Below are 22,836 nucleotides of genomic sequence, written 5' to 3'. Positions count from 1 at the left end.
GCTGGCTCTCCTCGGGTTCTTGGGTGTGGAAGTCGTGTCGGAAAGGTGAAGGGGCCGACTAGTTCTCGCCGAGCAGGCGCGAAAGGTAGCGGGCGACGGCACGCACGGCCGCCATGTTGTTGGAGTAGTCCATCCGGGTCGGGCCGAGCACGCCCAGGCGGGCCGCGTCACCGTGCGAGGTGTACCCGCTGGTGAGCACCGACGTTTCGCCGAGCCCGAACGGGGCGTTCTCCCGGCCGATGCTCACCGAGACGCCGTGCTGGTCTGTGGCCATCTCACCGAACAGGCGCAACAGCACCACCTGCTCTTCGATGGCCTCGAGCACCGGGTAGATGCTGCCGGTGAAGTCGTCTTCGGTACGCACCAGGTTCGCGGCACCGGCCATCACGAGGCGGTCCTGCCGGTTGGCGCCGACCTGGTCGCGCAGGGTCGAGGTGATCAGGTCGATCAGGTCCTGCAACTCGGGCGGGCCGAGTCCGGTCGGGCCGGTGAGGGCGGTGGCGGCCTCGCTCATGCTGAGGCCTCCGACCACTGAATTGAGCCGGGAGCGGAGGGCAGCGAGGGCGTCGACGTCGAGCGCACGTGGCAGCTCGATCACCCTCTGTTCGACCCGGCCCGAGTCCGTGATCAGGACCGACAACACCCGGGTGTCACTGAGCGGCACGAGCTCGATGTGGCGCACCGTGGCGCGGGACAGCGAGGGGTACTGCACCAGGGCGACCTGGTGGGTGAGCTGGGACAGGAGACGCACGCTGCGGGCGAGCACCTCGTCCAGGTCGGCGGACTGGCCGAGGAAGACCTCGATGGCCTGACGCTGCGCACCCGTGAGGGGTCGCAGGTCGGCAAGGTGGTCGACGAAGAGCCGGTAGCCCTTATCGGTGGGAATGCGCCCCGACGACGTGTGCGGGGCGATGATGAGCTCTTCCTCCTCGAGGAGGGCCATATCGTTCCGGATGGTCGCCGCCGACACCCCGAAGGCGTGCCTGTCGACAATGGATTTGGAGCCGACGGGCTCGCGGGATGCCACATAGTCCTGCACGATGACCCGGAGCACCTCGAGACTGCGATCAGACACCATGATCGATCGCCTCCCTCTTGCCCGGTGGTGCCCCAAATTGCTGGCACTCTCATTGTTTGACTGCTAATCATATCGCGGGTGACGGCGATACCCATTGCTGCCGGACGATTTCGCGCAGTAGCGTGGGGGCAAGACTGACTCCGAGCGTTCACCGAAGGGCATTGTCATGAGTTATCCCACCGGCCAGGAACCGTCGAACGGGCCCACCGCCGGCCCACCGCTGACGGGAGAACAGGACCGCCAGTGGGCGTCACTGGCCCATCTGGGCGGCATCCTCTCCTTCCCTCCGTCCCTGATCATCTGGCTGATCTTCAAGGACCGTGGGGCGTTCACCAACGAGCAGGGCAAGGAAGCGCTGAACTTCCAGATCACTCTGCTGATCGGCTACGTCGCGATCAACGTGCTGTCCACGGTTTTGAGCCTGGTCACCTTCGGGCTGCTGTCCGGCCTGTTCTCACTGGGCTGGGTGCTCTGGCTGATCGGCTCGATCTTCTCGGTTCTCGGCTTCCTCAGCGCCCGGGAGGGCCGGCCGTACCGGTACCCCTTCGCTCTCCGCCTGATCAGCTAGTTTGTCCCTGCCGGAAGGGGCGCGCCAGCGCTACGCTGGGAACAGCGACACCCGACACCACCCGGCCCCGCCGGGAGTCCACGAAGGAGATTCCATGTCAGAGGCAACGCCTCCCCCCGCCACCCCATATCAGCAACCGAGCCAGCTCAGCCCTGCTGACGAGAAGCTGTGGGCCACACTGATCCACATCGGCGGCATCCTCTTCAGCTTCCTGCCTGCGTTGATCGGCTACATCGTGCTCAAGGACCGCGGTCCGTTCATCCGCGCTCACAGCGCCACCGCGCTGAACTTCCAGATCACGCTGGCCATCGCCGGGTTCGTCGGTGGAATCCTCACCATCATCGGAATCGGCTTCCTGATCCTGGCTGCCGTCTGGATCCTGAACATCATCTTCAGCATCATGGCCGCCATCGCTGCCAACAAGGGCGAGTGGTACAGCTACCCGCTGACGATCAAGTTCCTCAACTAGGCGTTTTCCCTGCGCCTGGGGCGCGCGGAGCCACTGGCTCTGCGCGCCCCTTTTTTTGCCCGCACGCGGCGAGCCCCCTGAGGGTGTCCCCGGTTCGCTCCCGTGGCGCTGGTCGAGCTCGTCGAGACCCCGCGCACCAGCCTGCGAGGCGCTCCCACCTCGTTGGTCGAGCTCGTCGAGACCCCGCGCAGCCGGCATCTAGTCCTCCCGCGGCTCTGAACGGGAACGACGCCCCATGCTGGCCGACAACGCGCTTCCGCTTCGCTCGTTTCCGGTTTTCGCGTAGTCATTCGGCGGCAAAACTCTGCGAAGTCCCGAATCGACGCGACGGTCAGCGGATGCCCGGGCTGAGCTCTTGTGAGCGAGCCAGCAGGGGAAGAAACTTCTGAATTTGCCCTGTGGATAAGGTGACATATTCTCACACAAAGAGACGATTCGTGGGAGAATGGGGGTATGGACGAAGAACTCCAGAAAGGCTCCACCCCACCGATGGGAGACACTCCCACCGGGCCGAACTCGCGTGGCCCGAGCGCTAGCGGTCGGAGCTCCGACGGCCGAATCTCCGATGACCAGAGCGCGCTGGACTGGAACACCGGCCTCGCCGGCCCGGCACCCGAGATAACGGCGCCGCTCACCTCGACCGTTGCCGCCACCTCTGGCACCACCGCCGGCAGCACCGACGCATCACCCAGCACAGCGGATGCGGCGCCCGACGGGAGCTGGCCCGGGGTCGGCGATGCCGGTGCCCGGCGCGGCAAGCCGCAGCCGGTATGGCAGGAGCCCACCGAGTTGCCCGCCGTGCAACGCGTGCTCGCCGGGCCGTTCGGGGAAAAAGTGAAGGTCTTGGCGGATGCGGCCCGCACGATTCAGGCGGTGATGGCGTCCATCGACGTGGACACGGTCAACGATGCCGAACTGGTCGCGTTGACGCAGGTGGTGGAGAACGTGGGCCGGCCGGTGGACGCCGCCCGGGTGACCACTGCGACCGTGGTGGCGTACCGGGCTCGCCGGTTGCTGGGCCGGGAGTCGCTGGCGTGGCGGTTGGGTGCCACCCGGGACCTGGACTTACTGACCCGGTTGACGCGTTGCTCGGATGCGGAGATGAAACGCCGCATCACCCTGGGCGAGAAGGTGTGCCCGCGGATGAGCACGATGGGCGCGCAGGAACCGGTGTTCCCGATCGTGGCCGCCGCCCTCACTGCCGGGGAACTCGGGGTCGAATCTGCCGCAGTCATCGTCAAAGCCCTGGCGGATTACACCGTGCACGGCCGACGGTACGCCGATCAAGCGCAGGTGCACATCGCGGAAGCGACCCTGGTCGAAAACGCCACCGGATCCCGCTACGGACGCCCCATCACCGACGCCGACGGCGGAGCAGACGTGACCGCAACCGGGCCTGGGAGCGGGGCTGGGGCCGGCCCGGTGTGCCGGTTGGGCGACTCCGACCTGTTCGTCCTCGGCGCCGACCACATCCAGGCGATGACGCCGGCCTGGCAGGCGTTCCTGAACCCCGACGGGGTCGCGCCGAACGCGCCGCTGCTCGAAGCGAAGTCGTCGTTCTCCTTCGGCAAACTCCGCGACGGCCTCTACCCGCTCCGCGGCGGCGTCACCCCGGACCTCAAAGGGGTGATGCAGAACCTGTTCAACACTTACCAGTCAGCCCGCACCGCCGTGAAGTTCCCCTCCGCGGAGGACCAGCAGCGCATCGAAGCCGGCGAACTGATCCCCGGGGAAATCCTGGACGAACGCACCGGCGGGGAGAAACGAGCCGACATTCTGCGGGGCATTCTCACCCAGGTCGCCCAAGATCCCCGCACCCCGACCATGGGCGGCATGCCCCCGACCGTGATGGTGCACGTCAACGCGACCGACCTGCTCAAGAACTCCGGCGTGGGCTGGATCGACGGGGTGGACGGGCCGATCTCGATGAAGGGCATCAATCAGATGATCGACAACGGCGGCATGCAACCCATCTTCTTCGGCGGCAACGGCGCCGTCCTCGGCCTCGGTAGCAAAGCCCGCTGCTTCTCCCCGCTGCAACGCAAAGCGATCACCGCCCGGGACGGCGGCTGCATCATCCCGGGCTGCACCTGCCCACCGCAATGGTGCGAAGTGCACCACGTCGAACCCTGGCAGTACGGCGGTAGAACGCACGTGGACAACGGGGTGTTGCTGTGTTGGTACCACCACCACACCATCACCAGCAGCACCGGCTGGAAAATCCGGATGGTCCAGGGCATGCCACAGGTGAAAGCACCCTACTGGGTCGACCCCACCGGGAAGTGGCGCACCCCCGAGAAGCACCGGGCGCACGACCCACGCACCCGAAGACCACCCGAATAGCCGCTGCCGCAGGTCGAGCTTGTCTAGACCCGGCGACCAGTCTCGATACCTGGGTTCGCTCGCGAGGTTTGCGTCGACAGACGCAGCACGACGTCGACCAGATCGCCAGACGCGGGAACTACTGACGGATTACTCACGAGGTCTCGACAAGCTCGACCGACGGAGGGGACGAACCGCAAACTGACCCACCAGGTCTCGACAAGCTCGACCGGCGACGGGGTACGTGCTGCCGACATCGACAGGTTGGGGCGCGCGCCCTAGTCGGTGAGGAGGCGGCGGACGACGGCATCCGCGAGGAGCCGGCCCGTGAGGGTCAGTTCGATGTTGCCGCCGATGGCGGCCCTCGCGTCGATGAGCTTGTCGGCGATCAGACCGGCGACCTCCCGGCGGCCCAGCTTCGACAGGGTTGCCACCGGGATGCCTTCGCGGATGCGGGTCAGCAGCAGCACCCGCTCGGTCTCCCGGGTAGCCGCGTCCAGGGTCTCGCGACCTGCCGCCGGGGAATGCCCGGCCAGGATCCGGTCGGCGTACGCCGCCGGGTGCTTGACGTTCCACCAGCGCACCCCGCCGACGTGGCTGTGCGCGCCGGGGCCGACGCCCCACCAGTCGGTGCTGCGCCAGTACGACAGGTTGTGCCGGGAGCGGTGCGCCTCGTCCGTGGACCAGTTGCTCACCTCGTACCAGCTGTAACCGGCCTCTTCCAGGCGTTTGTCGGCGAGTTCGTAGAAGTCGGCCTGCAGGTCTTCGTCGGGCTGCACGAGCTCGCCGCGGCGGATCTGCCTGGCCAGCTTGGTACCGTCCTCCACGATGAGGGAGTAGGCGCTGATGTGGTCGGGCTTCTGGCTGATCGCCTGCGAAAGACTGGCCTGCCAGTCCTCGATGGTCTCCCCCGGTGTGCCATAGATCAGGTCCAGACTCACGTCCAGCCCCGCCTCACGCGCCCACTGCACCACCAGCGGAACCCGCTCGGGATCGTGGGTGCGCTCGAGAGTGGCCAGCACGCGGGGAACCGCGGACTGCATGCCGAAGGACACCCGGGTGAACCCGGCCTCAGCCAGCTGGCGCAGGTAGGCCGCATCCACGGAGTCGGGGTTGGCCTCCGTGGTGATCTCGGCACCGGGCACGATGCCGAAGGTGTCTCGCACGGAGTGGAGCATCCGCACCAGGTGGTCAGCCGGCAGCAGCGTGGGGGTACCACCGCCGAAGAAGACCGTGGCGGCCGGCCGGACGGGCACTCCGGATTCGGCGAGGATGCGCGCGGCGGCCTCGACCTCGAGAATCGCCTGGCTGGCATAGTCGCTCTGCTTCACGCCACGCAACTCCGTGGCGGTGTAGGTGTTGAAGTCGCAGTATCCGCAGCGCACCTTGCAGAACGGCACGTGCAGGTAGACGCCGAAGTCACGTTCCGTGGCGCCGATTGCGGCGGAGGCCGGGATCAGTCCGTCCAGCGGGGCGGGATCGCCGACCGGATGCGGTCCGGCCATCAGCCCATTCCGACGGGGTGCAGGGCGAGCAGGTAACGGCGGGTGTAGCGCTCCTGCTGAAAACGCAGGAACGGCCAAGCCAGCCGGTAGTACCAGGTGCTGGGGCGGGAGAACGACCGGATGGTGAGCCAGACCGAGTCGTCGGGGCGACGGTCGACGATGAAGCACTCCTCGCCGTTCTGCGGGTGGCCGCGCATGGTGCCGTAGGCGAAACCGATCTTGTCTGCCTCGTCGATCACGTAGACGACCCGCACCGGGGCTTCAACGGTGAACGGGCCGTTCGGGATCTTGAGTACGGCGGTCATGCCGTTGCTGATGAACGGGGTGCCGTCGTCGGCGAAGGTGGCCTCGTTCACCGGGTGCTCCTGGTTGGCCGCCGGGGTGCCCTCCTCGGTGAAGACGATGCCGGTGTACTGCACGCCGGTGCCGGCATCGAGATCGGTGACGTCGATGCCGCTACCGCGCTGGATACCCCAGGTCATCAGCGCCGTCGTCGCCACCCGGAACCGCTCCTCGCCGCTGCCGAGGCGAACGGTGCGCTCGAGCGGACGGTGGCCCTTGGGCGGGTACCGCATCAGGTCAGGCGCGAGGGTGCCGCCGATGGCGGCGTAGGTGACGGCTGCGTCGGTGAAGGTCGAACGGCGCATCCGGCTACTTCTTTTCCTTCTTGGGCGGCTCGTCGCCCGAGAGCGCGGCGATGAACGCTTCCTGCGGAACCTCGACCCGGCCGACCATCTTCATGCGCTTCTTGCCTTCCTTCTGCTTTTCGAGCAGCTTGCGCTTACGGGAGATGTCACCGCCGTAGCACTTGGCGAGCACGTCCTTGCGGATGGCGCTGATCGATTCGCGGGCGATGATGCGGGCGCCGATGGCGGCCTGGATGGGCACGTCGAACTGCTGGCGCGGGATGAGCTTGCGGAGCCTGCCGGTCATCAGCACGCCGTATTCGTAAGCCTTGTCGCGGTGCACGATGGCACTGAACGCGTCGACCTGCTCGCCCTGCAGCAGAATGTCGACCTTGACCAGGTCGGCCTCCTGCGAGCCGATCGGCTCGTAGTCCAGCGACGCGTAACCGGCGGTCTTGCTCTTGAGCTGGTCGAAGAAGTCGAACACGATCTCGCCCAGCGGCATGGTGTAGCGGATCTCGACCCGGTCCTCACCGAGGTACTCCATGCCGAGCAGGGTGCCGCGACGCCCCTGGCAGAGTTCCATGATCACGCCGACGTAGTCCTTGGGGGCGAGGATCGCGGCCTTGACGATGGGCTCCTCCACGACGGCGATCTTGCCGTTCGGGAACTCGCTCGGGTTGGTGACCGTGACGGTCTTCTTGTCGTCGGTGGTGACCTCGTAGATCACGCTCGGAGCGGTGGTGATCAGGTCGAGGTTGAACTCCCGGTCGATGCGCTCGGTGATGATCTCCAGGTGCAGGAGACCCAGGAAGCCGCAGCGGAAGCCGAAGCCGAGGGCGACGGAGGTTTCGGGTTCGTAGACCAGCGACGCATCCGAGAGCTTGAGCTTGTCGAGGGCTTCGCGGAGGGCCGGGTAGTCGCTGCCGTCGATCGGGTAGAGACCGGAGAAGACCATGGGCTTGGGCTCGGTGTAGCCGGGCAGCGCAACGGTGGCCGGCTTCGCGGCCGTGGTGACGGTATCGCCGACCTTGGACTGGCGCACGTCTTTCACGCCGGTGATCAGGTAGCCCACCTCGCCGACGCCCAGGCCCTTGCTGGGCGTGGGCTCCGGGCTGGTGACGCCGATCTCGAGGATGTCGTGCGTGGCCCGCGTCGACATCATCTGGATCTTCTCGCGGGGGCTCAGCTGCCCGTCGATCATGCGCACGTAGGTGACGACGCCGCGGTAGCTGTCGTAGACCGAGTCGAAGATCATGGCGCGGGCCGGAGCGTTGGGGTCGCCGACCGGCGCGGGAATGAGGCTGGTAGCGCGGTCGAGCAGCTCGGAGACGCCGACGCCGGTCTTGCCGGAAACCCGCAGCACGTCGTCGGGGCTGCCGCCGATCAGGCTGGCCAGCTCCTTGGCGTACTTGTCGGGGTCCGCGGCCGGCAGGTCGATCTTGTTGAGCACCGGGATGATGGTGAGGTCGTTCTCCAGCGCCAGGTACAGGTTCGCCAGCGTCTGGGCTTCAATGCCCTGGGCGGCGTCGACGAGCAGGATGGCGCCCTCGCACGCGGCCAGGCTACGGGAGACCTCGTAGGTGAAGTCGACGTGGCCCGGGGTGTCGATCATGTTCAGCGCGTAGGTCTGGCCGTCCATCTCCCAGGGCATGCGCACGGCCTGGCTCTTGATGGTGATACCGCGTTCGCGTTCGATGTCCATGCGGTCCAGGTACTGGGCGCGCATGGAACGGTCGTCGACGACGCCGGTGATCTGCAGCATCCGGTCGGCCAGCGTGGACTTGCCGTGGTCGATGTGCGCGATGATGCAGAAGTTACGGATGAACGCGGGGGCGGTGGCGGCCGGTTCCAGCGCCTGGAGTGCTCTCGGTGACATGATGGGCCCAATTCTCCCATGCCCTCGAGCGCCGGTGTGACCCGCACGGCCGGTCGAACGGTCAACCATTCGACGGATGCCCCCTGCAGCGGGCCGAATTAGGCTGGGCGCATCATGTCCACCGTCGCCGTTCGCCCCGCCCCCGTCCCCCGGGATCCCATGCCGCCGGCCAGCATCGGCGAGGGTCTCCCGCACTCCGCCCTGACGCCGGTGTTCTCCGGTTTGCGCATCGGCCTGCACGTGCTGATCGCCGCACTCACGGCCCTCGTGGTGGTGCGGGCGCTGTTGGACCCGGCGGCCGACACCCCGGTGGTGGTGGGCCTGGCCCTGCTGTTCCTACTCAGCTACGCCGGCGGGTCCAGGCTGGCCAGGCTGCGGCCCTGGCGGTGGGTCGTGCCGGCCTGGATGACGGTGCTGGTGCTGGAGTGGCTGGTACTCACCCTGCTGGCACCGGATGCCGCGTTCATCGTCTTCCCGCTGTTCTTCCTGCAGTTGCACGTGCTGCCCCTCCGGGCTGGGATCCCGCTGGTTCTGGTGAGCGTGCTGCTCACGATCTGGGCGATGAGTTTCCATGTGGGTCTCAGCCTGGGCGCCACACTGGGCCCGATCGTGGGCGCCGGTGTTGCCGTGGCGGTGGGCCTGGGCTACCGGGCCCTGCTGCGGGAAGCCGCCGAGCGGCAGAACCTGATCGACGACCTGCTCGCCACCCGCGCACAGCTGGCCGCCACCGCCCGGGATGCCGGCACCCTCGCCGAACGGGAGCGGCTCGCCCGCGAGATCCACGACACCGTCGCGCAGGGACTCTCCAGTATTCAGCTGCTGTTGCACGCCGCCGAGAACCGGGTCACCGACCCGGATGCCCTGGACCACCTGCGTCTGGCCCGGGACACGGCGGCGGCCAATCTGCAGGAGACGCGCCGCTTCATCCGGGAACTCACGCCGCCCGCCCTGGACACCCAGACCCTGCCCGGCGCGCTCAGCCGGCTCGCCGCCGGGATGGAACGCACCCTGGCCGGCAGCGGGCAGCCGGGTGTGGCGCACTCCACGCGGGTGAGCGTGCACGTGACCGGTGACCCGGTTCCGCTGCCGATGGCCCTGGAGACGACTCTGCTGCGCATCGCGCAGGGCTCGCTCGCGAACGTGGTCCAGCACGCCGGGGCCGGACGCGCTGAGGTGACACTGAGCTATATGACCGATGAGGTGGCCTTGGACATCGTCGACGACGGCAGCGGCTTCGTCGTGACGGATGCCGCGAGCCAGAGCCCTGACTCCTTCGGCCTGGTCGCCATCCGGCAACGGGTGGAACAACTCGGCGGCAGCTTCGTGCTGGAGTCTGCTCCCGGCCAGGGCACCGCCTTGGCCGTGACGTTCCCGACCGGCGGGACGGCATCGTGATCCGGTTGCTGCTGGCCGACGACCACCCGGTGGTACGCGCCGGGCTGCGCGCATTGCTGGGCGCAGAGCCCGACCTCCGGGTCGTGCTCGAGGCCGGTACCGCGGAGGACGCCGTGTCACTGGCGGCCGCCGGCGAGGTGGACGTGGTCCTGATGGACCTCCAGTTCGGCGGCGCCATGCAGGGCGCCGAAGCCACCCGGCGCGTGCGCGCGGTGGCCGGGGCCCCGCGGGTGCTGATCCTGACCAACTACGACACCGACGCCGACATCCTCGGTGCCATCGAAGCCGGCGCCAGCGGCTACCTGCTCAAAGACGCCCCGCCCGCCGAATTGATCGCGGCCGTGCGCGCGGCGGCGGCAGGCCAGAGCGCCCTGGCGCCGGCGATCGTGACCCGGTTGGCCGACAGGTCCCGGGTGCCGGAGGGCCGGTTGTCTCCGCGCGAGGTGGAGGTACTCGGACTCGTGGCGGCCGGCCGGTCCAACCGGCAGATCGGCCAGGACCTCTTCCTCAGCGAGGCGACGGTGAAATCGCACCTCGTGCACATCTTCGGCAAGCTCGGGGTGAGCTCACGCACCTCGGCGGTCGCCAGCGCCAGGGCCTCCGGCACGATCCGGGGATCATGATGCCCGTCCCGGTACTGCTGGTGCACGGCATCCGCACCTCGGCCAGCATGTGGCGGCATCAGCAGGAGATGCTCACCGCCGCGGGCCACCCGGTGCTGGCCGTCGACCTGCCCGGGCACGGTTCCCGCCTGCACGAGGCATTCACCGTGGAGGGCGCCCTGGCCGCGATCGACGCGGGGGTCGACAGCCTGGGCGGCCCGGTGCTGCTGGTCGGCCTCTCCCTCGGCGGCTACTACGCCATCGCTTACGCCGCCAGGCGGCCCGACCGCGTGCTCGGTCTCGTCGCCGCCAGTTCGTCATTCGTGCCGTCCGGCCCCGGCCTGACCGGCTACCGAGCCCTGGCCGGGCTCATCCACCGGCTGCCCGACCGCGGCCTGGGCCTGCACACCTTCCTGGTGCGGCGCACCCTGCCGCCGGCCGGGGTGACGGATGTGCTGGCCGGCGGGGTGGCCCTGGACGTGATGGCAGCGGGTCTGGCCGAGACCGGCCGGTTGACGCCGCTGGCAGACCTGCGGGCGTATCCCGGCCGGGTCTGGCTGGTCAACGGCGCCTTCGACCACTTCAGACTGCACCAGAACCGGTTCCTGAAGGCGGCCAGGCACGGCACGCTGGTCATAGTCCCCCGTGCCAGCCATCTGGTCAGCCTGCACCGGCCGGACAGGTTCGATAGGGTTCTCAGGCGGATCATCACCCTGGTTGAAGGCGATCCGGCCTTCCCGGCCGTGAAGTCGGTCAACGGAGAGCCCCGATAGCTGGTATCGTTGCCTGTTGGCTTGCGTGTTGGGTCCCACCCCACACGATTTTCGCCGCACGGTGCCCTCTATCACCGAGCGGCCCATCCGAACAAGAACCTAACGAAAGCGTAAAAACGTGGCAAACATCAAGTCGCAGATCAAGCGGATCCTCACGAACAAGAAGTCGCAGGAGCGCAACAAGGCGGTCAAGAGCGAGTTCAAGACCGCTATCCGGGCCACCCGCCTGGCCGTCACCGCTGGTGACAAGGACAAGGCTGTCGCCAGCCTCGCCGTTGCTTCCAAGAAGCTCGACAAGGCCGTCAGCAAGGGCGTCATCCACCAGAACCAGGCCGCGAACAAGAAGTCCGCGATCGCCAAGGCTGTCAACGCCCTGTAATCCAGCTGCAGCACAGCTGCACAGCACCACAGACTCACCCCCGCCCTTGCAGGCGGGGGTTTTCTGCGTCTGGGGCGCCGCCGTCGGCCGGCCGGGCAAGACCTTTCCGACCTGCCGGGCCGAGGCTATGGTGGCGGCGTGACGAGCGAACAGGCATCCCCCGACTCCCCGACGGCCGAGCGGGCTCCGGACTGGCGTCGCCAGGCCGGTTTCCTGGGCGCCGTGCTGGCGATCGCGGCCGCGGTCATCGCCGCGGGGCTGCGCTTCGCCCCGCAGGCGTCGGCATACTCCGGGCTGAGCCCGTGGGTGTTCGCCGGCCTGCTCGGTTTTGTGCTGGTCCTCGCCGGTGCGTGCGTATTGCTCGCGGTCACCCTGTCCGGCCCGGCCGGTCCGGTCCGTGAGAGCGGAACCGCAACTGCCGGCGACCAACCGCAGCCGCCCCCGCCGCCGTGGAATCCGGACAATCCGGGCGTCCTGGACGCCGGACCGGCTCCGGCCGAAGCGCCGCAGCGGCAGCGCAACGGAGCTGCGGGGCGCGGGCTGACAATCGTCGGCGGAGTGCTCGGCCTCGTCGGGCTGGCCCTCGCCGCTCTCGCCGTGCTGCTCGCCGTCGTGCTGCCCACCCCGACCGAATCGATCATGGTGCAGTTCACCGACCTCTATGGCCGGGTGCAGCTGGAGTATTGTCCCTCGCTGCCCGGGTCGTTCGCCGCGACGGCCGCCCACGACGACCTGGTCGGATCGGCGACCATCCTGCCGGTCAAGGTCACCGCCGACGTCTGCGGCAATCCCGACTACACCGACGGCGTCTGGATCTATCTGAACCGGAACGCGGTCACGGTTTCCGACCTGCCCTGACGCGCAATTGCCGGTTCTACTCGCCCCGCCGGGCGATCACGGTCACCAGTCGTTCGAGCGCGAACACGGGATCGCGCCCGGCACCCTTCACCGCCGCATCCGTCTCGGCGAGCATCACGATGCACCGGGCCAGGCCGTCGTCGGTCCAGCCGCGCAGGTCGCGCTGCGCCCGCTCGACCTGCCAGGGCGCCAGGCTGAAGGTGGACGCCAGTTGGGCCGACCCGCCACGCGCACCGAAGAGTTTCGCCATGGTGCGGATCTTGCTGGCGAAGGCGGCCACGATCGGCACCGGGTCCGCGCCGGACGCCAGGGCGTGGCGCAGGGTGACCAGCGCCTCACCGAGCCGGCCCGCGATGGCGGAGTCGGCCACCTTGAACGCGTTCGTCTCCACCCGGCCGCCGTAGTACCTGTCGACCGTGGTCTCGGTGACCTCCGCGCCGGTATCGGCGATGAGCTGCTGGCACGCGGCGGAGAGCTCGGCCAGGTCGTCCGAGAACGCGGCCACCAGAGAGCGGAGCGCGCTCGGCGTGACCCGCTTGCCGGCCGAGCGGAACTCCGCCGTGGCGAAGTCATGCTTGTCGGAGTCTTTCTTCAGTTCGGCGCAGACCACCTCGACGGCTCCGCCGACCCCGCTGCGGATGGTGTCCAGCAGCTTCTTGCCGCGCACTCCCCCGCCGTGGCGGAGCACGACGTAGGTGTCGTCAGCGGGGTTCTGCAGGTAGTCGATCGCTTCGGTGAGGAAGGTGTCGCTGCACTTCTCCACCGAGCTGACCCGGATCAGCCGGGGCTCACCGAACAGCGACGGGCTGGCCAGGGTGAGCAGCTCACCGGGGGCATAGCTGTCGGCCTGGATGTCGCTGACCTCGAGGCTGGGGTCTTCCAGCTTGAGAAAGTCGCGCAGCGAGCGGATGGCCCGGTCGGCGAGGAAAGTTTCGGTTCCGGAGACGAGGACCACCGGCGCCGGCCGCACCTGATGCCAGGCCAGCTGGGGGATCTTCGCAGCCGCGGCCTTCGTGGTTCCCGCCTTCGCCGCCGGCTTGCCGGTTCGGCCTGATGCGGTTGTTCGTGCGGCCACGCGGCTCCCTTCGCTACCCGTCCAGCCTAACCGGCGCCCCCGACCTTCTCGGTCCAGACCACGAGGTCCTGGCCCGTCGCCCGGCCCTGGTTCGGCGGGGCTCCGCCGACAGGGGCGACCACCGCGAGGCCGTCCTGGTCGGTCCTGACCGCCCGGGTACCGGCGGAGCCGAGGAGCTGCAACAGGGTCGAGGTGGGATGCCCGTAACCGTTGTCAGCACCCACCGAGATCAGGCCGACGCTGGCATCGAGTTCGGCGTAGAGGGCGGCGCTCTGGTCGCGTGAGCCGTGGTGGGCGACCTTGACCACGTCGACGCGGCCGATGGGGCCAGCCTCCAGGAGCGCGGTCTGCGACTCCTCGCCGAGGTCGCCGAGGAACACCGAACGGATGCCGTCGCCGGCGAACAATACGGTGACGCTGCCCGGATTCCCGGTCTGCATCGAGCTGCCGCCCCTGACCGGCCAGAGCACCTGCCAGGCCAGGGTGCCGAGGGTGCCGCTGTCGCCCCTGGCCGCCTCCCGCACGACCGCGCCGCCGGCGGCCAGTTCGGTGTGCAGCGCGGCATCCTGGCTGTTCTCCGGCACCCCGACCAGGGCCACGCCGACGCGCCCCACGACGGCGTCCAGGCCTCCGATGTGGTCGAGGTCGTAGTGGCTGAGCACGAGCAGGTCGATGTGGTCGATGGCCAGGGTGTCGAGGCACTCGGCGAGGAGAGCCGCATCGGGTCCGACGTCCACCAGCGCCACCCGGCCGCCGCCGCGCACGAGCACGGCGTCACCCTGGCCGATGTCGCAGGCCGCGATCTGCCACGTCGACGGGAACACCGCTGCTCGGCCGAGCCCGGTGCCCACGACGATGCCCAGCACCGACCCGACGGTGACGCAGAGCAGCGCCGTGCTCGCCACCCGCAGCACCAGCGTTGATCGTCCCGGTCGCCGGGCCAAGAGCACGGCGAGCACCGCCACCGTGCAGGCCAGGGTGAGGACCACTCCGCCGGGACCGCCCAGCCAGGGCAGGCTGCTGCCCGGCAGGCTCGCGGTCACCGTGGCGACCGCGGCGATCCAGGTCGCCGGGAGCCAGGCGAGCCAGACCAGCGGAATGGCCAGGCCCGGCAACACGGGCAGCAACAGGCAGGCGACCAGGCCCACGATGGTGGCCACCGGCGCCGCCGGGGCGGCCAGCAGGTTCGCCGGCACCCCGAACGCCGGCAGCGTGGGGCTGAGCAGCACCAGCACGGGCTGACAGGCCAGCTGCGCGGCGAACGGGATCGCAAGCACCGGGGCGAGCGGAGCGGGCAACCAGCGCCGCAGCCGACGGCTCAGCGGCCCGGCGAGCAGCAGCAGGCCGAGGGTGGCGAGCACCGATAACGCGAAACCGTAGTTGCGCGCCAGCCAGGGGTCGCCGATGAGCAGGCAGAGTCCGGCGAGAGACAGCGCGGCGAGCCCGCGACCAGGTCTACCGAGGACGCCAGAGAGCAGCACGATGGTCGCCATCCCCGCCGCCCGCACCACGCTGGGCTCCGGCGTGACGAGCACCACGAATCCGGCCAGCACCACGAAACCCGCCGCCAGTCGCCACACCCTCCCCAGCCCGAGCGCCGCGGTGGCGGCCAGCACGAGCGCGAGCACCACGGCGCAGTTCGCTCCCGACACAGCCGTGAGATGGCTGAGCGACCTGAGATGCACCAATGTACAGTGTTTGTATGGTCTCAGCTATTTACACAAGACAGTCCCTCGACAAGACGGGCGATGCGGTCGCGGTTGACCGACAACTAGCCGAGACACGTGCACTGGCAGAGGTTAATGGTCTGAGCGTGACTGACGACTTTGTGTTCACCGACAACGACATGTCCGCCACCTCCGGGAAACCGCGCCCCGCCTTCAACAGACTTCTAAAACTTGTTGAGGACGGAACTGTAGAAACAATCGTCGTTTGGCACGCCGACAGGCTTTACAGAAAACTGAGTGATCTGGTTGAGATCACCAAGGTCGCGCAAGTTAGTGGGCTAAAAATTCTCACCGTCCAGGCCGGTGAACTCGATCTCAGCACGCCTACCGGTCGGCTGGTTGCCGGACTTTTGGGCTCAGTTGCCACCTACGAAGGAGAGCACCGAACGGAGCGGCAGAAGTCCGCCTTCAAAGCAGCTGCAACCAACGGCATTTGGCATTTCTCGCATCGGCCATTCGGATACCGCCGGGATCCCGGGACAAAGATCCCCGTCGTCGTGCCCTCCGAAGCAGAAGAACTCAGGTCCCTATTTGAGCGCTACAGCACCGGTGAGTCCCGCCATGCCCTAGTCCTGGACCTGAATAAGAGAGGCATCCGTCCGGGTGGCGGAAGGCCGTGGCACGTCACCGTGGAGGACATCCAAAATGATGCGGAGTTGGACGAGGATCAACGGGCTAAGGCATTGCTTGCAATGACCACAAAGACATGGACAATCACACAACTTCGCTCAGTTCTGGCCAATGAACGCTACACAGCGGTTTCAAGATACAAGGGCGAAATTGTCGGGACCGGCAATTGGGACGCCATCTTGACCCCAGAGCAGTGGGAGAAGTACACGGGCGCTGCGTCGCTCCGCAAAACGGTCAAGAGTTCGTTTTCACGAACCGCAACTAGTCTCTTGTCCGGCATCCTTCGCTGTTCCGTCTGCAACGGAAAGATGTACCAGCGCCAACGAAACGACCCTGCCAAGACCAAGGAATACTCCTGCTGGGAGAACCATTGCGTGTCTATCAAGGCGAGTGTGGTGGACGTACTAGCGGCCAGAGCGGTGGTTTCTTCGCTCTTCCTTGCACCGACGAGCCTCGTCTCGGGGACGGGGCACGACACAACGTCGCTCACAGAAGCCCTCAGCCACATCGACACCCAACGCAAGGAGCAGCACGGACTCACCAGGGACAATCTCGCCACCGCGTCTGACATACGTCCCACCCTTGTCCGCCTCCAAGCTGAGGAGGTAGAACTCCTAGCCCGGCTTGAGAAGATCAAGCTGGAATCAGTGGGCGCTGAGGTACTCATGGGCATGAAGTCCGACTTGTTGTCACCTGGCTTGGTGCCGTGGGACGACGGAGCCGCAGTCAAGAGCCAGCTCAAGCAGCGATTTGAGAAGCTGTCACTCCCCCGGCAACGAACACTGACGCGGTTACTGATCGACGTGACCGTTGGCAAGGGGCGGGACCTCAGTCGGGTGATCATCTGGCACAAGGTCGTCACGACCCTCAACGGTCCACAGGATGAACACGACGCGTAGCGGGGGCGGAAGACGCCAGGTGCGCCCTATTGCCGATCCACGCGTGTGGCGGATCCTCTGGAAACACCCGCAATGGCTTGTCTCAGTTGGTCCAACTCGTCGTCACCAAGTTTGCTCGACTTCGAATCTGCCCTATGCAGAACAATTCGTTCGCGAAGTCGGGCAGCAGACTCCTTTCCGCTTTGAAACTTGCGGCTGTTCACCCGCCGTGCGGTTCGAATGTCGTCAAAGTTAAGCTGGGCAGCGACCTCGGTAATGAGACCTGCCCTGAGGTCCGCATCCACCGATAGCTCTTGCTCGTCCGTACCCGCACTAAAGTCTTGCCAGGCCTGAAAGAGATGTTCTTCCGCAACGTTGAGATCCTTTTCGATGGAATTCACCTCACGACGACGAGCGAAACTGAGTTTTCTTCGCAACCACCGTGACACTAGATAGTCAGTGTCAGCAATTCCCCGATTGAACAACGCAACCGCAGGTGCCAGGACTGTGAGCATGAACGCAAAGAGGAGGGCGAGCACGTAGATCGTTAGGTCCTCGTTCGCCGATGGTGGACGGCTCATCCGGGAAAGGGCCACGCTCTCTACTATGACGAGCAGGAAGGCCGCACTGAACCATGCAAGTGCCTGAATGGTCCGTGTCCAACGCTTCTCCAGCGTCCATGACGCTGCACCAAAGCGGGCTTCCAAGATGAGACCGATTGCGATGGTTGGAACTATCCCAGCAACGGGGATCCAAAAGTTCGTCACGTCGGTCAATTCCACTGCAAGGGTCATGGCCTGAAGGCTACCGCCATCCCAAGAGCGCCCTCGCCCGGTCAACGCTTAGATCTCGTCTGCCGCTCAGAGCCTCCTAAGCCCGCACTGAGGGCACTGCCACCACGTGGCGACTCCTCGACTGACGGGCACCAGCGCCAGGAGACACCTAGGGCAGTTCGGGGTGCCGACGTCCTCTAAGTCGTCCATAACCGCACCTTAGGCCCGCTTCCCTGAACTGGGGTGGATTCTGAGGCGCGAGAAGCACGTTGCAGGTGATCATGCAGTGCTGCTCGGTGCCAAGATTGAGACAACTTGGAAGAGGTTGCCGTGGAAGAGAACGAACTTGATCCAGAACCAGTCGTAATTCCCTACGCCCCGTTCCCGGTATTCCTTAGGTGGGTCCCTGACAATTTCGAGCATCTGACGTTCGACAGGTATGCCGAACAGCTTGCCTCAGCGAAGACCGAATCCGGGCCGGACGTTCTCCGTTCCGCCGTGAGCATCGCTACAAAGTGGGCAGCGGTCAACACCGGGGCGATAGAGAACTTGTACGACGTTGACCGCGGATTCACTTACTCAGTCGCAGTAAGCGGAGCCGCTTGGTCCAATATCCACAAGCTGAAAGGTGACTCGGCTGCGCACGCCATGGCCGATGCCATCAACGCTTATGACTACGTGTTGGACGCAACGACTAAGGATCGCCCTGTCACGGAGCATTGGATAAAAGAGCTTCACGCGATCGTGTGTGCATCGCAGGAGTCCTTCACTGTGCTCACAGCCGTTGGGACTCAAGAACGTTCGTTACCTCTGGGCACCTACAAGACCGACCCAAACAGCCCATTGAACTTGGCAACTAACGAAGTCCATAGTTATGCGCCCCCAATGGACACAGGGCCAGAAATGGCCCGGCTCATAGAGCAACTGCGGAGTGACGAATTCATCGCTGCTCACCCCATCCTGCAAGCTGCCTACGCTCACTATGCATTCGTCTGCATCCATCCCTTCGCCGATGGAAACGGTCGAGTTTCCAGAGCACTTGCGTCTACCTATTTGTATAGAAATCCTGGAGTGCCGCTCGTTATCTTCGCGGACCAGAAAGGCGAATATCTGGATGCCTTAGAAGCGGCGGACGCGGGTAACTCCTCCGCGTTCGTCCACTTCGTTTCTGAACGTGCAATCGACACGGTCGGCATGGTCAAGGCTCAAATGACCAAGATCGAAGCCCCCGAAATAAACGATCAGATGTCGGCCATGGCCCCTGTGCTTACAGGCATGGGGGGGCTCCAGCATCTAGAGATAGATGCAATTGCGGAACGACTTGTCGGAGTGTTCCACGATGCTGTCAACGCCCAGATCGCGCGGTATCCGTTGACAGCGCCCTTCCACTCTCAGGCCCATCGAGTGGGTGGAGGTGGAGGAAAAACACCAGCCGGCTATCGAAATGTCCCCACTAACAAGACCTCGGTTTCGTTGATGGTGTCGAGTTCGGCCCCGGCAACTGCCATGGAAAATCGTCACTACGGCTGCGTCATAGCTCGGCCCGGTACGGAGGGCGCAGACTTCCTGATACGCGGACTTGGTAGAACCCTCGTTGAGGTGGCCATCAGAGAGATGCACCCTACTGTCGGCGCGGCGCTGGTCTACCGATGCGAAATGGCTGCTCTGGGCGAGTTGCGGGAGTCCGTAGAGATGGTGGGCCAGAAGGCGACCAAAGCGCTACGAGACCAGGGCTACCTGGCGTAGCCGCAGGGCTGTTGTCTTCCTGTCCGTGCATAGCCACCTCGTCACTAGCGGGACTTTGCTATCGCGAGATACCGGTAGACAGTTGGCACTGAGACCTTCAATGATTTCGCGATGTCGGCCACCTTCTCGCCCTTGTCGTACTCGCTTTGTGCGATGCGGGCCTGATTGCTGTCCATTGCCCGTGCACGGCCTCCAGTGCGCCCCTGGGCTTTCGCTGCGGCCAATCCAGCGCGTGTGCGCTCCTTGATGAAGGCGAGTTCCATCTGAGCGAAAATGGCGAGCATCGAGATCATGGCCTCACCGGCAGCGGTGCTGCTGTCAATGCCCTCCGTCAAGATCTTGACGTGGATCCCTTTGTTAACCAGAGCTTGCATGGTGGAAATGGTGTGACCGCTTGAGCGCCCAAGACGGTCCATCTTCCACACAGCGATCTTGTCGCCAGGGAGGATCTTGCCTGACTCCACATCTGCAAGCATCTGATCGAAGGCTGGTCTCGATGTCTTGGATCCGGAAACGCCGTGATCCACGTAACGGTCTGCGGGATGGATCCCGGCCTTGTCCATGGCTTCGATCTGCGAGGCCTCGTCCTGATCGCGTGTCGAGACTCTGATGTAACCGTACGTGCGTGAAGGGTGGGCGGGGAGAGGGAGCACCGTGTCTGTCATGGATCCAAATTATCAGTACTCGTCTATCCATTGCAAGGAATTCGCTGAGGTAACGTAGTCGAGTTCTAAGAATGGTTCTGCTGACTTTCAGCCCCGCCCAGCGGTGGGTTAGGAGTTCTCATCAATCGATCGTTTTTGATAGCTCCCGGACAACCACTGGACCCTTAGGGTGAGGGGTGTGGTGCCACCCAGACTTCACCGATAAGGAACTCATGACTGACCTTGCTCGCGCAGTTCTGAAGTACGTGTCTGCTGCAATCGCGTTGGGTGCCGTGTTGTGGATCTTCATCACGCTGCCCACCTCCGTGAGAGCGCCACTCGCGGGTGGGATGGCCCTCTTGTTGGTCCCTGTGGTCACCTACTTCACAACCCGAGCACTGGAGCTAGGGCGCTCGCGGGAGAATGCAATCCGCCTTAAGAAGAATCAGATCTATGACGATCTCATGGCGGGGATGCTCGACATGCTGGGCATGGGGCCGAGCGGAAAGAAGTTCAATGCCGAGCAAATTCGCGTTCTTTACGCAGATGCAACCCCACGGCTAATGACCTACGGGTCGCGGTCAGTGATCATGGCGTGGAACGCGTTCCGTCAGGAGACAGCTAGGGACGGAAACACACACAAGTCGATCCTGTTTGCGTTCGAGGACCTGCTTGTTGCTCTCCGAAGCGATCTCGGTCACACGGGACCAGCAAACAAACGTGGTGAGATCCTTGGGATGTTCATAACGGACCTGTCATCGATCCTCCCAGTCGCAAAGTCTGCCGAGACCCGCTGGTGGCAGATTCCTCGATCACGTTGACGACGAGGCGTTGCGTGCCGACTGCGGCACTCCAGCTGCACGCTCCAACTCCCTGAAAAATTCCAAGGCAATGACCTTCGCTTGAGCCGTGGTCGGGATCTGCGGATTCTCGCTCATTGCGCCACCCCAAAGTAGGCCAGTTTCAAAGTGGGCAGCACCCAGTCCGGAATCTCGACCTCCGCAACCTTGTCGTTGAAAACGATGAAGGCGTGGACTCGACCCCATGGCGTGAGGACGTACGTGAAGCGAACCCCATGCTCGTTCTTAGTGCTCCTCTTGAAGTTCGAAAGAAACGGGACGCCGATTTCGAGGTGGCCCACCGGCACGATGAGAGAGCCCGTTGTCGTCGGATGGATGATCCGAACTGGTGGAACATCTCGCATCTTGATCCACCCCAGCGTGGGTGACTGAGGAGCCGCTGGAGCCTCCTGTGCAGGGTGGGACAGGCTCAGCGTGCCCGTGGGGGTCGTGGTGGGGCTCGTCGCTCCAGTGGCCTTAGGCAGCGGCGCTACGTGCTTGCGGGGGCGGGGTGGCTTGTAGGGCTTCATGATCTGTCCTCACGCTCCTGTTCTTCCTGGAGCACCTGGAGAAACGTGTCAAAAGACATGATCACGTAAGCCTTAGAAGCTTCATGTCCCCGCCGGTACCAGACCAGCGCACTCTTTTTGTTGCCGTCTAGCTCGGCAACACGAGCAGCACGGTCAGAACCGCCACTGAGGTCGATCTTGACCTCCTTCCGCGTGAGAATGCTCCAATTCTTGATTCCGAGGATGTCTCCGTTGGGGCGGTCCTGTGCCACGGCTTCCGACAGCTTCGTGTAGACGGGCTTGGCCTGAGCGGAGATCCCCGACACGCGCATCAAGAGCACGAGCAGAGCGCGGAAGGCAATCGAACCGTTGTAGTTGTTCGCATAGCCGGTCATCGGGTCTCTCCAATGGTCTGAGAGGTGACCTTTCTGCCGAATACGCGGATGACCTCCAAGTGGGCTGCTGCCCGCTGGTCGTGGGGCAGGGTGTCTGCCTGTGCTCTTGCCTTGTCGCGGGCGATGCTCTCTTCTACTGAACCGCTCGTGTAAGCAGGCATCCCTTCAGGGGCTGGACCGCGACGGAACATCTCCCTGCCATAGCGCTTGATCTGAGCATCTGCGTCAAGGTCTAGCCAGCACTCCCCAAATCGGTTCTTATTCGCATCAAGCAAAGCCTGGCTGATGGTCACTGTTTGGCCCCGGTGTGTACTGATGGCGTGGGGAACGCTCCTTTGGCCCTCTACGATCAGGGTCAATCCGGACTCAACGAAGTGGATCTGGTCCGCAGGTTTTAGCGCTGCTTTGGTGGTCATAGTGTTTCTCCTAGTGCATTGGTTGTTTCTCGAATTAGCCGGTCGGCTAGTTCTTCAAGAACGTCGGCATCCTGGCCTTCCCCGGACGCTCTGAGGCGGTGGGCGATCGCCTTCCCAACCGTGGGGTTGTCTCTGGTGGCCTGTCCCACTGAGCGTGCAAGAGTCTCACCAGCGCGAAGGAGGGACAGGACGCTGAGGTCGTCTACCTGAAGTCGCTCTAGTAGCACCATCAGCGCCCTTGTCTCGGCCTCTCCAGCCCGAATGGCTAGGAGCGTGGCTCCGCGTTCCAGCGCTCTCTTGCGTGCCGTGTTCGCGTCCTCAGCGATGTCTGCCAACCGCTGGAGGATGTCTGTGGTCCGGGCGATGCTGGATGACTGCATTGCAGCCTTGATCTCCCCACTTAGGTGATTCCTCACGTGACGTCCCAGGCTGTCCTCAGAAACTTGAAAACGCTTCGATAGGCTGCGATAGGACCTAGAGGCAAGGATCAACGACTCAATGACCATGCGCTCCTCGTGGGAGCAAATACTGCAAGTCCGTCCGGGTCTGATGTCTGCGGTCATGGCTCCCTCCTTACTGGGTCGAGGATTACTATCGGCGGCGTGGTCGCTGACTTTGGCAATTCGGGAAAGTAATTCTTGAATCGGTGAATTTCTTTTCACCCGGAGGTGGGAGAGAGGCTTCCGTAGCGCCAAATGAGCGGTTTCTTGAAACAAGTCCGGGCTTAGTGAACCTGAGAAGGTTGGCCTC

23 protein-coding genes are annotated in these 22,836 nt (G+C 65.0%); 11 read left to right on the top strand and 12 right to left on the bottom strand.

Translation table 11 applies throughout. The features are described from left to right. Positions 1–58: 58 nt before the first annotated feature. Positions 59–1,078: a heat-inducible transcriptional repressor HrcA gene (hrcA, locus tag CTB96_RS12305; protein ID WP_110127180.1), complete on the bottom strand. Its 1,020-nt coding sequence runs from the start codon at positions 1,076–1,078 to the stop codon at positions 59–61. Between the two features lie 166 nt (positions 1,079–1,244). Between hrcA and CTB96_RS12300 the strand changes: the two genes are divergently transcribed. The 3 genes from CTB96_RS12300 (at position 1,245) to CTB96_RS12290 (ending at position 4,458) form a co-directional block, all read left to right on the top strand. Further along, positions 1,245–1,646: a DUF4870 domain-containing protein gene (locus tag CTB96_RS12300; protein WP_110127179.1), complete on the top strand. Its 402-nt coding sequence runs from the start codon at positions 1,245–1,247 to the stop codon at positions 1,644–1,646. Between the two features lie 94 nt (positions 1,647–1,740). Further along, the gene (locus tag CTB96_RS12295) at positions 1,741–2,115 is read left to right on the top strand and encodes a DUF4870 domain-containing protein (RefSeq protein WP_110127178.1); all 375 of its coding nucleotides are present in this window, start codon (positions 1,741–1,743) and stop codon (positions 2,113–2,115) included. Between the two features lie 453 nt (positions 2,116–2,568). Continuing rightward, entirely contained in the window at positions 2,569–4,458 is a 1,890-nt protein-coding gene (locus CTB96_RS12290; RefSeq protein ID WP_110127177.1) for an HNH endonuclease signature motif containing protein, read from the top strand. 257 nt (positions 4,459–4,715) lie between these two features. Here CTB96_RS12290 and hemW read toward each other — a convergent pair whose 3' ends face one another. Genes hemW through lepA form a run of 3 tightly spaced genes read right to left on the bottom strand, consistent with a single transcriptional unit; the run spans position 4,716 to position 8,447 of the window. Next, a complete protein-coding gene (gene hemW / locus CTB96_RS12285) occupies positions 4,716–5,942 on the bottom strand; it encodes a radical SAM family heme chaperone HemW (protein ID WP_110127176.1) in 1,227 nt (408 codons plus the stop codon). After that, positions 5,942–6,589, bottom strand: a complete 648-nt coding sequence (locus tag CTB96_RS12280) for a DUF1990 domain-containing protein (protein ID WP_110127175.1) — start codon at positions 6,587–6,589, stop codon at positions 5,942–5,944. The genes hemW and CTB96_RS12280 overlap by 1 nt, the downstream gene beginning before the upstream one ends. 4 nt (positions 6,590–6,593) lie before the next feature. Next, positions 6,594–8,447: a translation elongation factor 4 gene (gene lepA / locus CTB96_RS12275; protein ID WP_110127174.1), complete on the bottom strand. Its 1,854-nt coding sequence runs from the start codon at positions 8,445–8,447 to the stop codon at positions 6,594–6,596. Between the two features lie 114 nt (positions 8,448–8,561). Here lepA and CTB96_RS12270 point away from each other — a divergent pair, with 114 nt between their 5' ends. The 5 genes from CTB96_RS12270 (at position 8,562) to CTB96_RS12250 (ending at position 12,454) form a co-directional block, all read left to right on the top strand. Next, a complete protein-coding gene (locus CTB96_RS12270; protein ID WP_248283358.1) occupies positions 8,562–9,842 on the top strand; it encodes a sensor histidine kinase in 1,281 nt (426 codons plus the stop codon). Beyond that, on the top strand, positions 9,839–10,465 hold the full coding sequence (locus CTB96_RS12265; protein WP_110127173.1) for a response regulator: 627 nt from the start codon (positions 9,839–9,841) through the stop codon (positions 10,463–10,465). The genes CTB96_RS12270 and CTB96_RS12265 overlap by 4 nt, the downstream gene beginning before the upstream one ends. Further along, the gene (locus CTB96_RS12260) at positions 10,462–11,217 is read left to right on the top strand and encodes an alpha/beta fold hydrolase (RefSeq protein WP_248283357.1); all 756 of its coding nucleotides are present in this window, start codon (positions 10,462–10,464) and stop codon (positions 11,215–11,217) included. The genes CTB96_RS12265 and CTB96_RS12260 overlap by 4 nt, the downstream gene beginning before the upstream one ends. A gap of 118 nt (positions 11,218–11,335) precedes the next feature. Continuing rightward, the gene (rpsT, locus tag CTB96_RS12255) at positions 11,336–11,596 is read left to right on the top strand and encodes a 30S ribosomal protein S20 (RefSeq protein WP_088456096.1); all 261 of its coding nucleotides are present in this window, start codon (positions 11,336–11,338) and stop codon (positions 11,594–11,596) included. A 138-nt stretch (positions 11,597–11,734) separates the two neighbouring features. Continuing rightward, on the top strand, positions 11,735–12,454 hold the full coding sequence (locus CTB96_RS12250) for a hypothetical protein (protein WP_110127172.1): 720 nt from the start codon (positions 11,735–11,737) through the stop codon (positions 12,452–12,454). 16 nt (positions 12,455–12,470) lie between these two features. Here CTB96_RS12250 and holA read toward each other — a convergent pair whose 3' ends face one another. After that, entirely contained in the window at positions 12,471–13,529 is a 1,059-nt protein-coding gene (holA, locus tag CTB96_RS12245; protein WP_110127171.1) for a DNA polymerase III subunit delta, read from the bottom strand. Positions 13,530–13,555: 26 nt separating this feature from the next. After that, complete coding sequence (locus CTB96_RS12240; RefSeq protein WP_146215814.1) at positions 13,556–15,214, bottom strand: ComEC/Rec2 family competence protein; 1,659 nt, start codon at positions 15,212–15,214, stop codon at positions 13,556–13,558. Between the two features lie 17 nt (positions 15,215–15,231). On the opposite strand from CTB96_RS12240, the gene CTB96_RS12235 reads away from it, so the two are divergent. Beyond that, on the top strand, positions 15,232–16,785 hold the full coding sequence (locus tag CTB96_RS12235; RefSeq protein ID WP_181397250.1) for a recombinase family protein: 1,554 nt from the start codon (positions 15,232–15,234) through the stop codon (positions 16,783–16,785). A 26-nt stretch (positions 16,786–16,811) separates the two neighbouring features. Here the strand turns inward: CTB96_RS12235 and CTB96_RS20355 are convergent, their stop codons facing one another. After that, positions 16,812–17,558, bottom strand: coding sequence for a hypothetical protein (locus CTB96_RS20355; protein ID WP_146215813.1), 747 nt, complete (start codon positions 17,556–17,558; stop codon positions 16,812–16,814). Positions 17,559–17,867: 309 nt separating this feature from the next. Between CTB96_RS20355 and CTB96_RS12230 the strand changes: the two genes are divergently transcribed. Continuing rightward, complete coding sequence (locus CTB96_RS12230; RefSeq protein ID WP_110127168.1) at positions 17,868–19,283, top strand: Fic family protein; 1,416 nt, start codon at positions 17,868–17,870, stop codon at positions 19,281–19,283. A 44-nt stretch (positions 19,284–19,327) separates the two neighbouring features. Here the strand turns inward: CTB96_RS12230 and CTB96_RS12225 are convergent, their stop codons facing one another. Further along, the gene (locus CTB96_RS12225; RefSeq protein WP_110127167.1) at positions 19,328–19,948 is read right to left on the bottom strand and encodes a recombinase family protein; all 621 of its coding nucleotides are present in this window, start codon (positions 19,946–19,948) and stop codon (positions 19,328–19,330) included. Between the two features lie 212 nt (positions 19,949–20,160). On the opposite strand from CTB96_RS12225, the gene CTB96_RS12220 reads away from it, so the two are divergent. Further along, on the top strand, positions 20,161–20,748 hold the full coding sequence (locus CTB96_RS12220) for a hypothetical protein (RefSeq protein ID WP_110127166.1): 588 nt from the start codon (positions 20,161–20,163) through the stop codon (positions 20,746–20,748). A 113-nt stretch (positions 20,749–20,861) separates the two neighbouring features. Here the strand turns inward: CTB96_RS12220 and CTB96_RS20350 are convergent, their stop codons facing one another. The 4 genes from CTB96_RS20350 to CTB96_RS12200 are packed head-to-tail and all read right to left on the bottom strand — an operon-like array spanning position 20,862 to position 22,649. After that, positions 20,862–21,296 carry a hypothetical protein gene (locus CTB96_RS20350; protein ID WP_146215812.1) on the bottom strand — a complete coding sequence of 145 codons (435 nt, stop codon included), beginning with the start codon at positions 21,294–21,296 and terminating at the stop codon, positions 20,862–20,864. Next, entirely contained in the window at positions 21,293–21,670 is a 378-nt protein-coding gene (locus CTB96_RS12210; protein WP_110127164.1) for a hypothetical protein, read from the bottom strand. Before CTB96_RS12210 ends, CTB96_RS20350 begins: the two co-directional genes overlap by 4 nt. Beyond that, positions 21,667–22,086: a hypothetical protein gene (locus tag CTB96_RS12205; protein WP_110127163.1), complete on the bottom strand. Its 420-nt coding sequence runs from the start codon at positions 22,084–22,086 to the stop codon at positions 21,667–21,669. The genes CTB96_RS12210 and CTB96_RS12205 overlap by 4 nt, the downstream gene beginning before the upstream one ends. Continuing rightward, a complete protein-coding gene (locus tag CTB96_RS12200; protein ID WP_110127162.1) occupies positions 22,083–22,649 on the bottom strand; it encodes a hypothetical protein in 567 nt (188 codons plus the stop codon). The genes CTB96_RS12205 and CTB96_RS12200 overlap by 4 nt, the downstream gene beginning before the upstream one ends. Positions 22,650–22,836: the final 187 nt, after the last annotated feature.

It is taken from the genome of Cryobacterium arcticum (assembly GCF_003185895.1).
Classification (GTDB): domain Bacteria; phylum Actinomycetota; class Actinomycetes; order Actinomycetales; family Microbacteriaceae; genus Cryobacterium; species Cryobacterium arcticum.
The sequence above is the reverse complement of the archived record's forward strand: the minus strand, read 5'-3'. Positions and strand labels throughout refer to the sequence as shown.

Coding starts and splice junctions, on each gene's coding strand:
- hrcA (WP_110127180.1), bottom strand. CDS start 1,078: ATGGTGTCTGATCGCAGTCTCGAGGTGCTCCGGGTCATCGTGCAGGAC.
- CTB96_RS12300 (WP_110127179.1), top strand. CDS start 1,245: ATGAGTTATCCCACCGGCCAGGAACCGTCGAACGGGCCCACCGCCGGC.
- CTB96_RS12295 (WP_110127178.1), top strand. CDS start 1,741: ATGTCAGAGGCAACGCCTCCCCCCGCCACCCCATATCAGCAACCGAGC.
- CTB96_RS12290 (WP_110127177.1), top strand. CDS start 2,569: ATGGACGAAGAACTCCAGAAAGGCTCCACCCCACCGATGGGAGACACT.
- hemW (WP_110127176.1), bottom strand. CDS start 5,942: ATGGCCGGACCGCATCCGGTCGGCGATCCCGCCCCGCTGGACGGACTG.
- CTB96_RS12280 (WP_110127175.1), bottom strand. CDS start 6,589: ATGCGCCGTTCGACCTTCACCGACGCAGCCGTCACCTACGCCGCCATC.
- lepA (WP_110127174.1), bottom strand. CDS start 8,447: ATGTCACCGAGAGCACTCCAGGCGCTGGAACCGGCCGCCACCGCCCCC.
- CTB96_RS12270 (WP_248283358.1), top strand. CDS start 8,562: ATGTCCACCGTCGCCGTTCGCCCCGCCCCCGTCCCCCGGGATCCCATG.
- CTB96_RS12260 (WP_248283357.1), top strand. CDS start 10,462: ATGATGCCCGTCCCGGTACTGCTGGTGCACGGCATCCGCACCTCGGCC.
- CTB96_RS12235 (WP_181397250.1), top strand. CDS start 15,232: ATGGTCTCAGCTATTTACACAAGACAGTCCCTCGACAAGACGGGCGAT.
- CTB96_RS20355 (WP_146215813.1), bottom strand. CDS start 17,558: ATGACCCTTGCAGTGGAATTGACCGACGTGACGAACTTTTGGATCCCC.
- CTB96_RS12225 (WP_110127167.1), bottom strand. CDS start 19,948: ATGACAGACACGGTGCTCCCTCTCCCCGCCCACCCTTCACGCACGTAC.
- CTB96_RS12220 (WP_110127166.1), top strand. CDS start 20,161: ATGACTGACCTTGCTCGCGCAGTTCTGAAGTACGTGTCTGCTGCAATC.
- CTB96_RS20350 (WP_146215812.1), bottom strand. CDS start 21,296: ATGAAGCCCTACAAGCCACCCCGCCCCCGCAAGCACGTAGCGCCGCTG.
- CTB96_RS12210 (WP_110127164.1), bottom strand. CDS start 21,670: ATGACCGGCTATGCGAACAACTACAACGGTTCGATTGCCTTCCGCGCT.
- CTB96_RS12205 (WP_110127163.1), bottom strand. CDS start 22,086: ATGACCACCAAAGCAGCGCTAAAACCTGCGGACCAGATCCACTTCGTT.
- CTB96_RS12200 (WP_110127162.1), bottom strand. CDS start 22,649: ATGACCGCAGACATCAGACCCGGACGGACTTGCAGTATTTGCTCCCAC.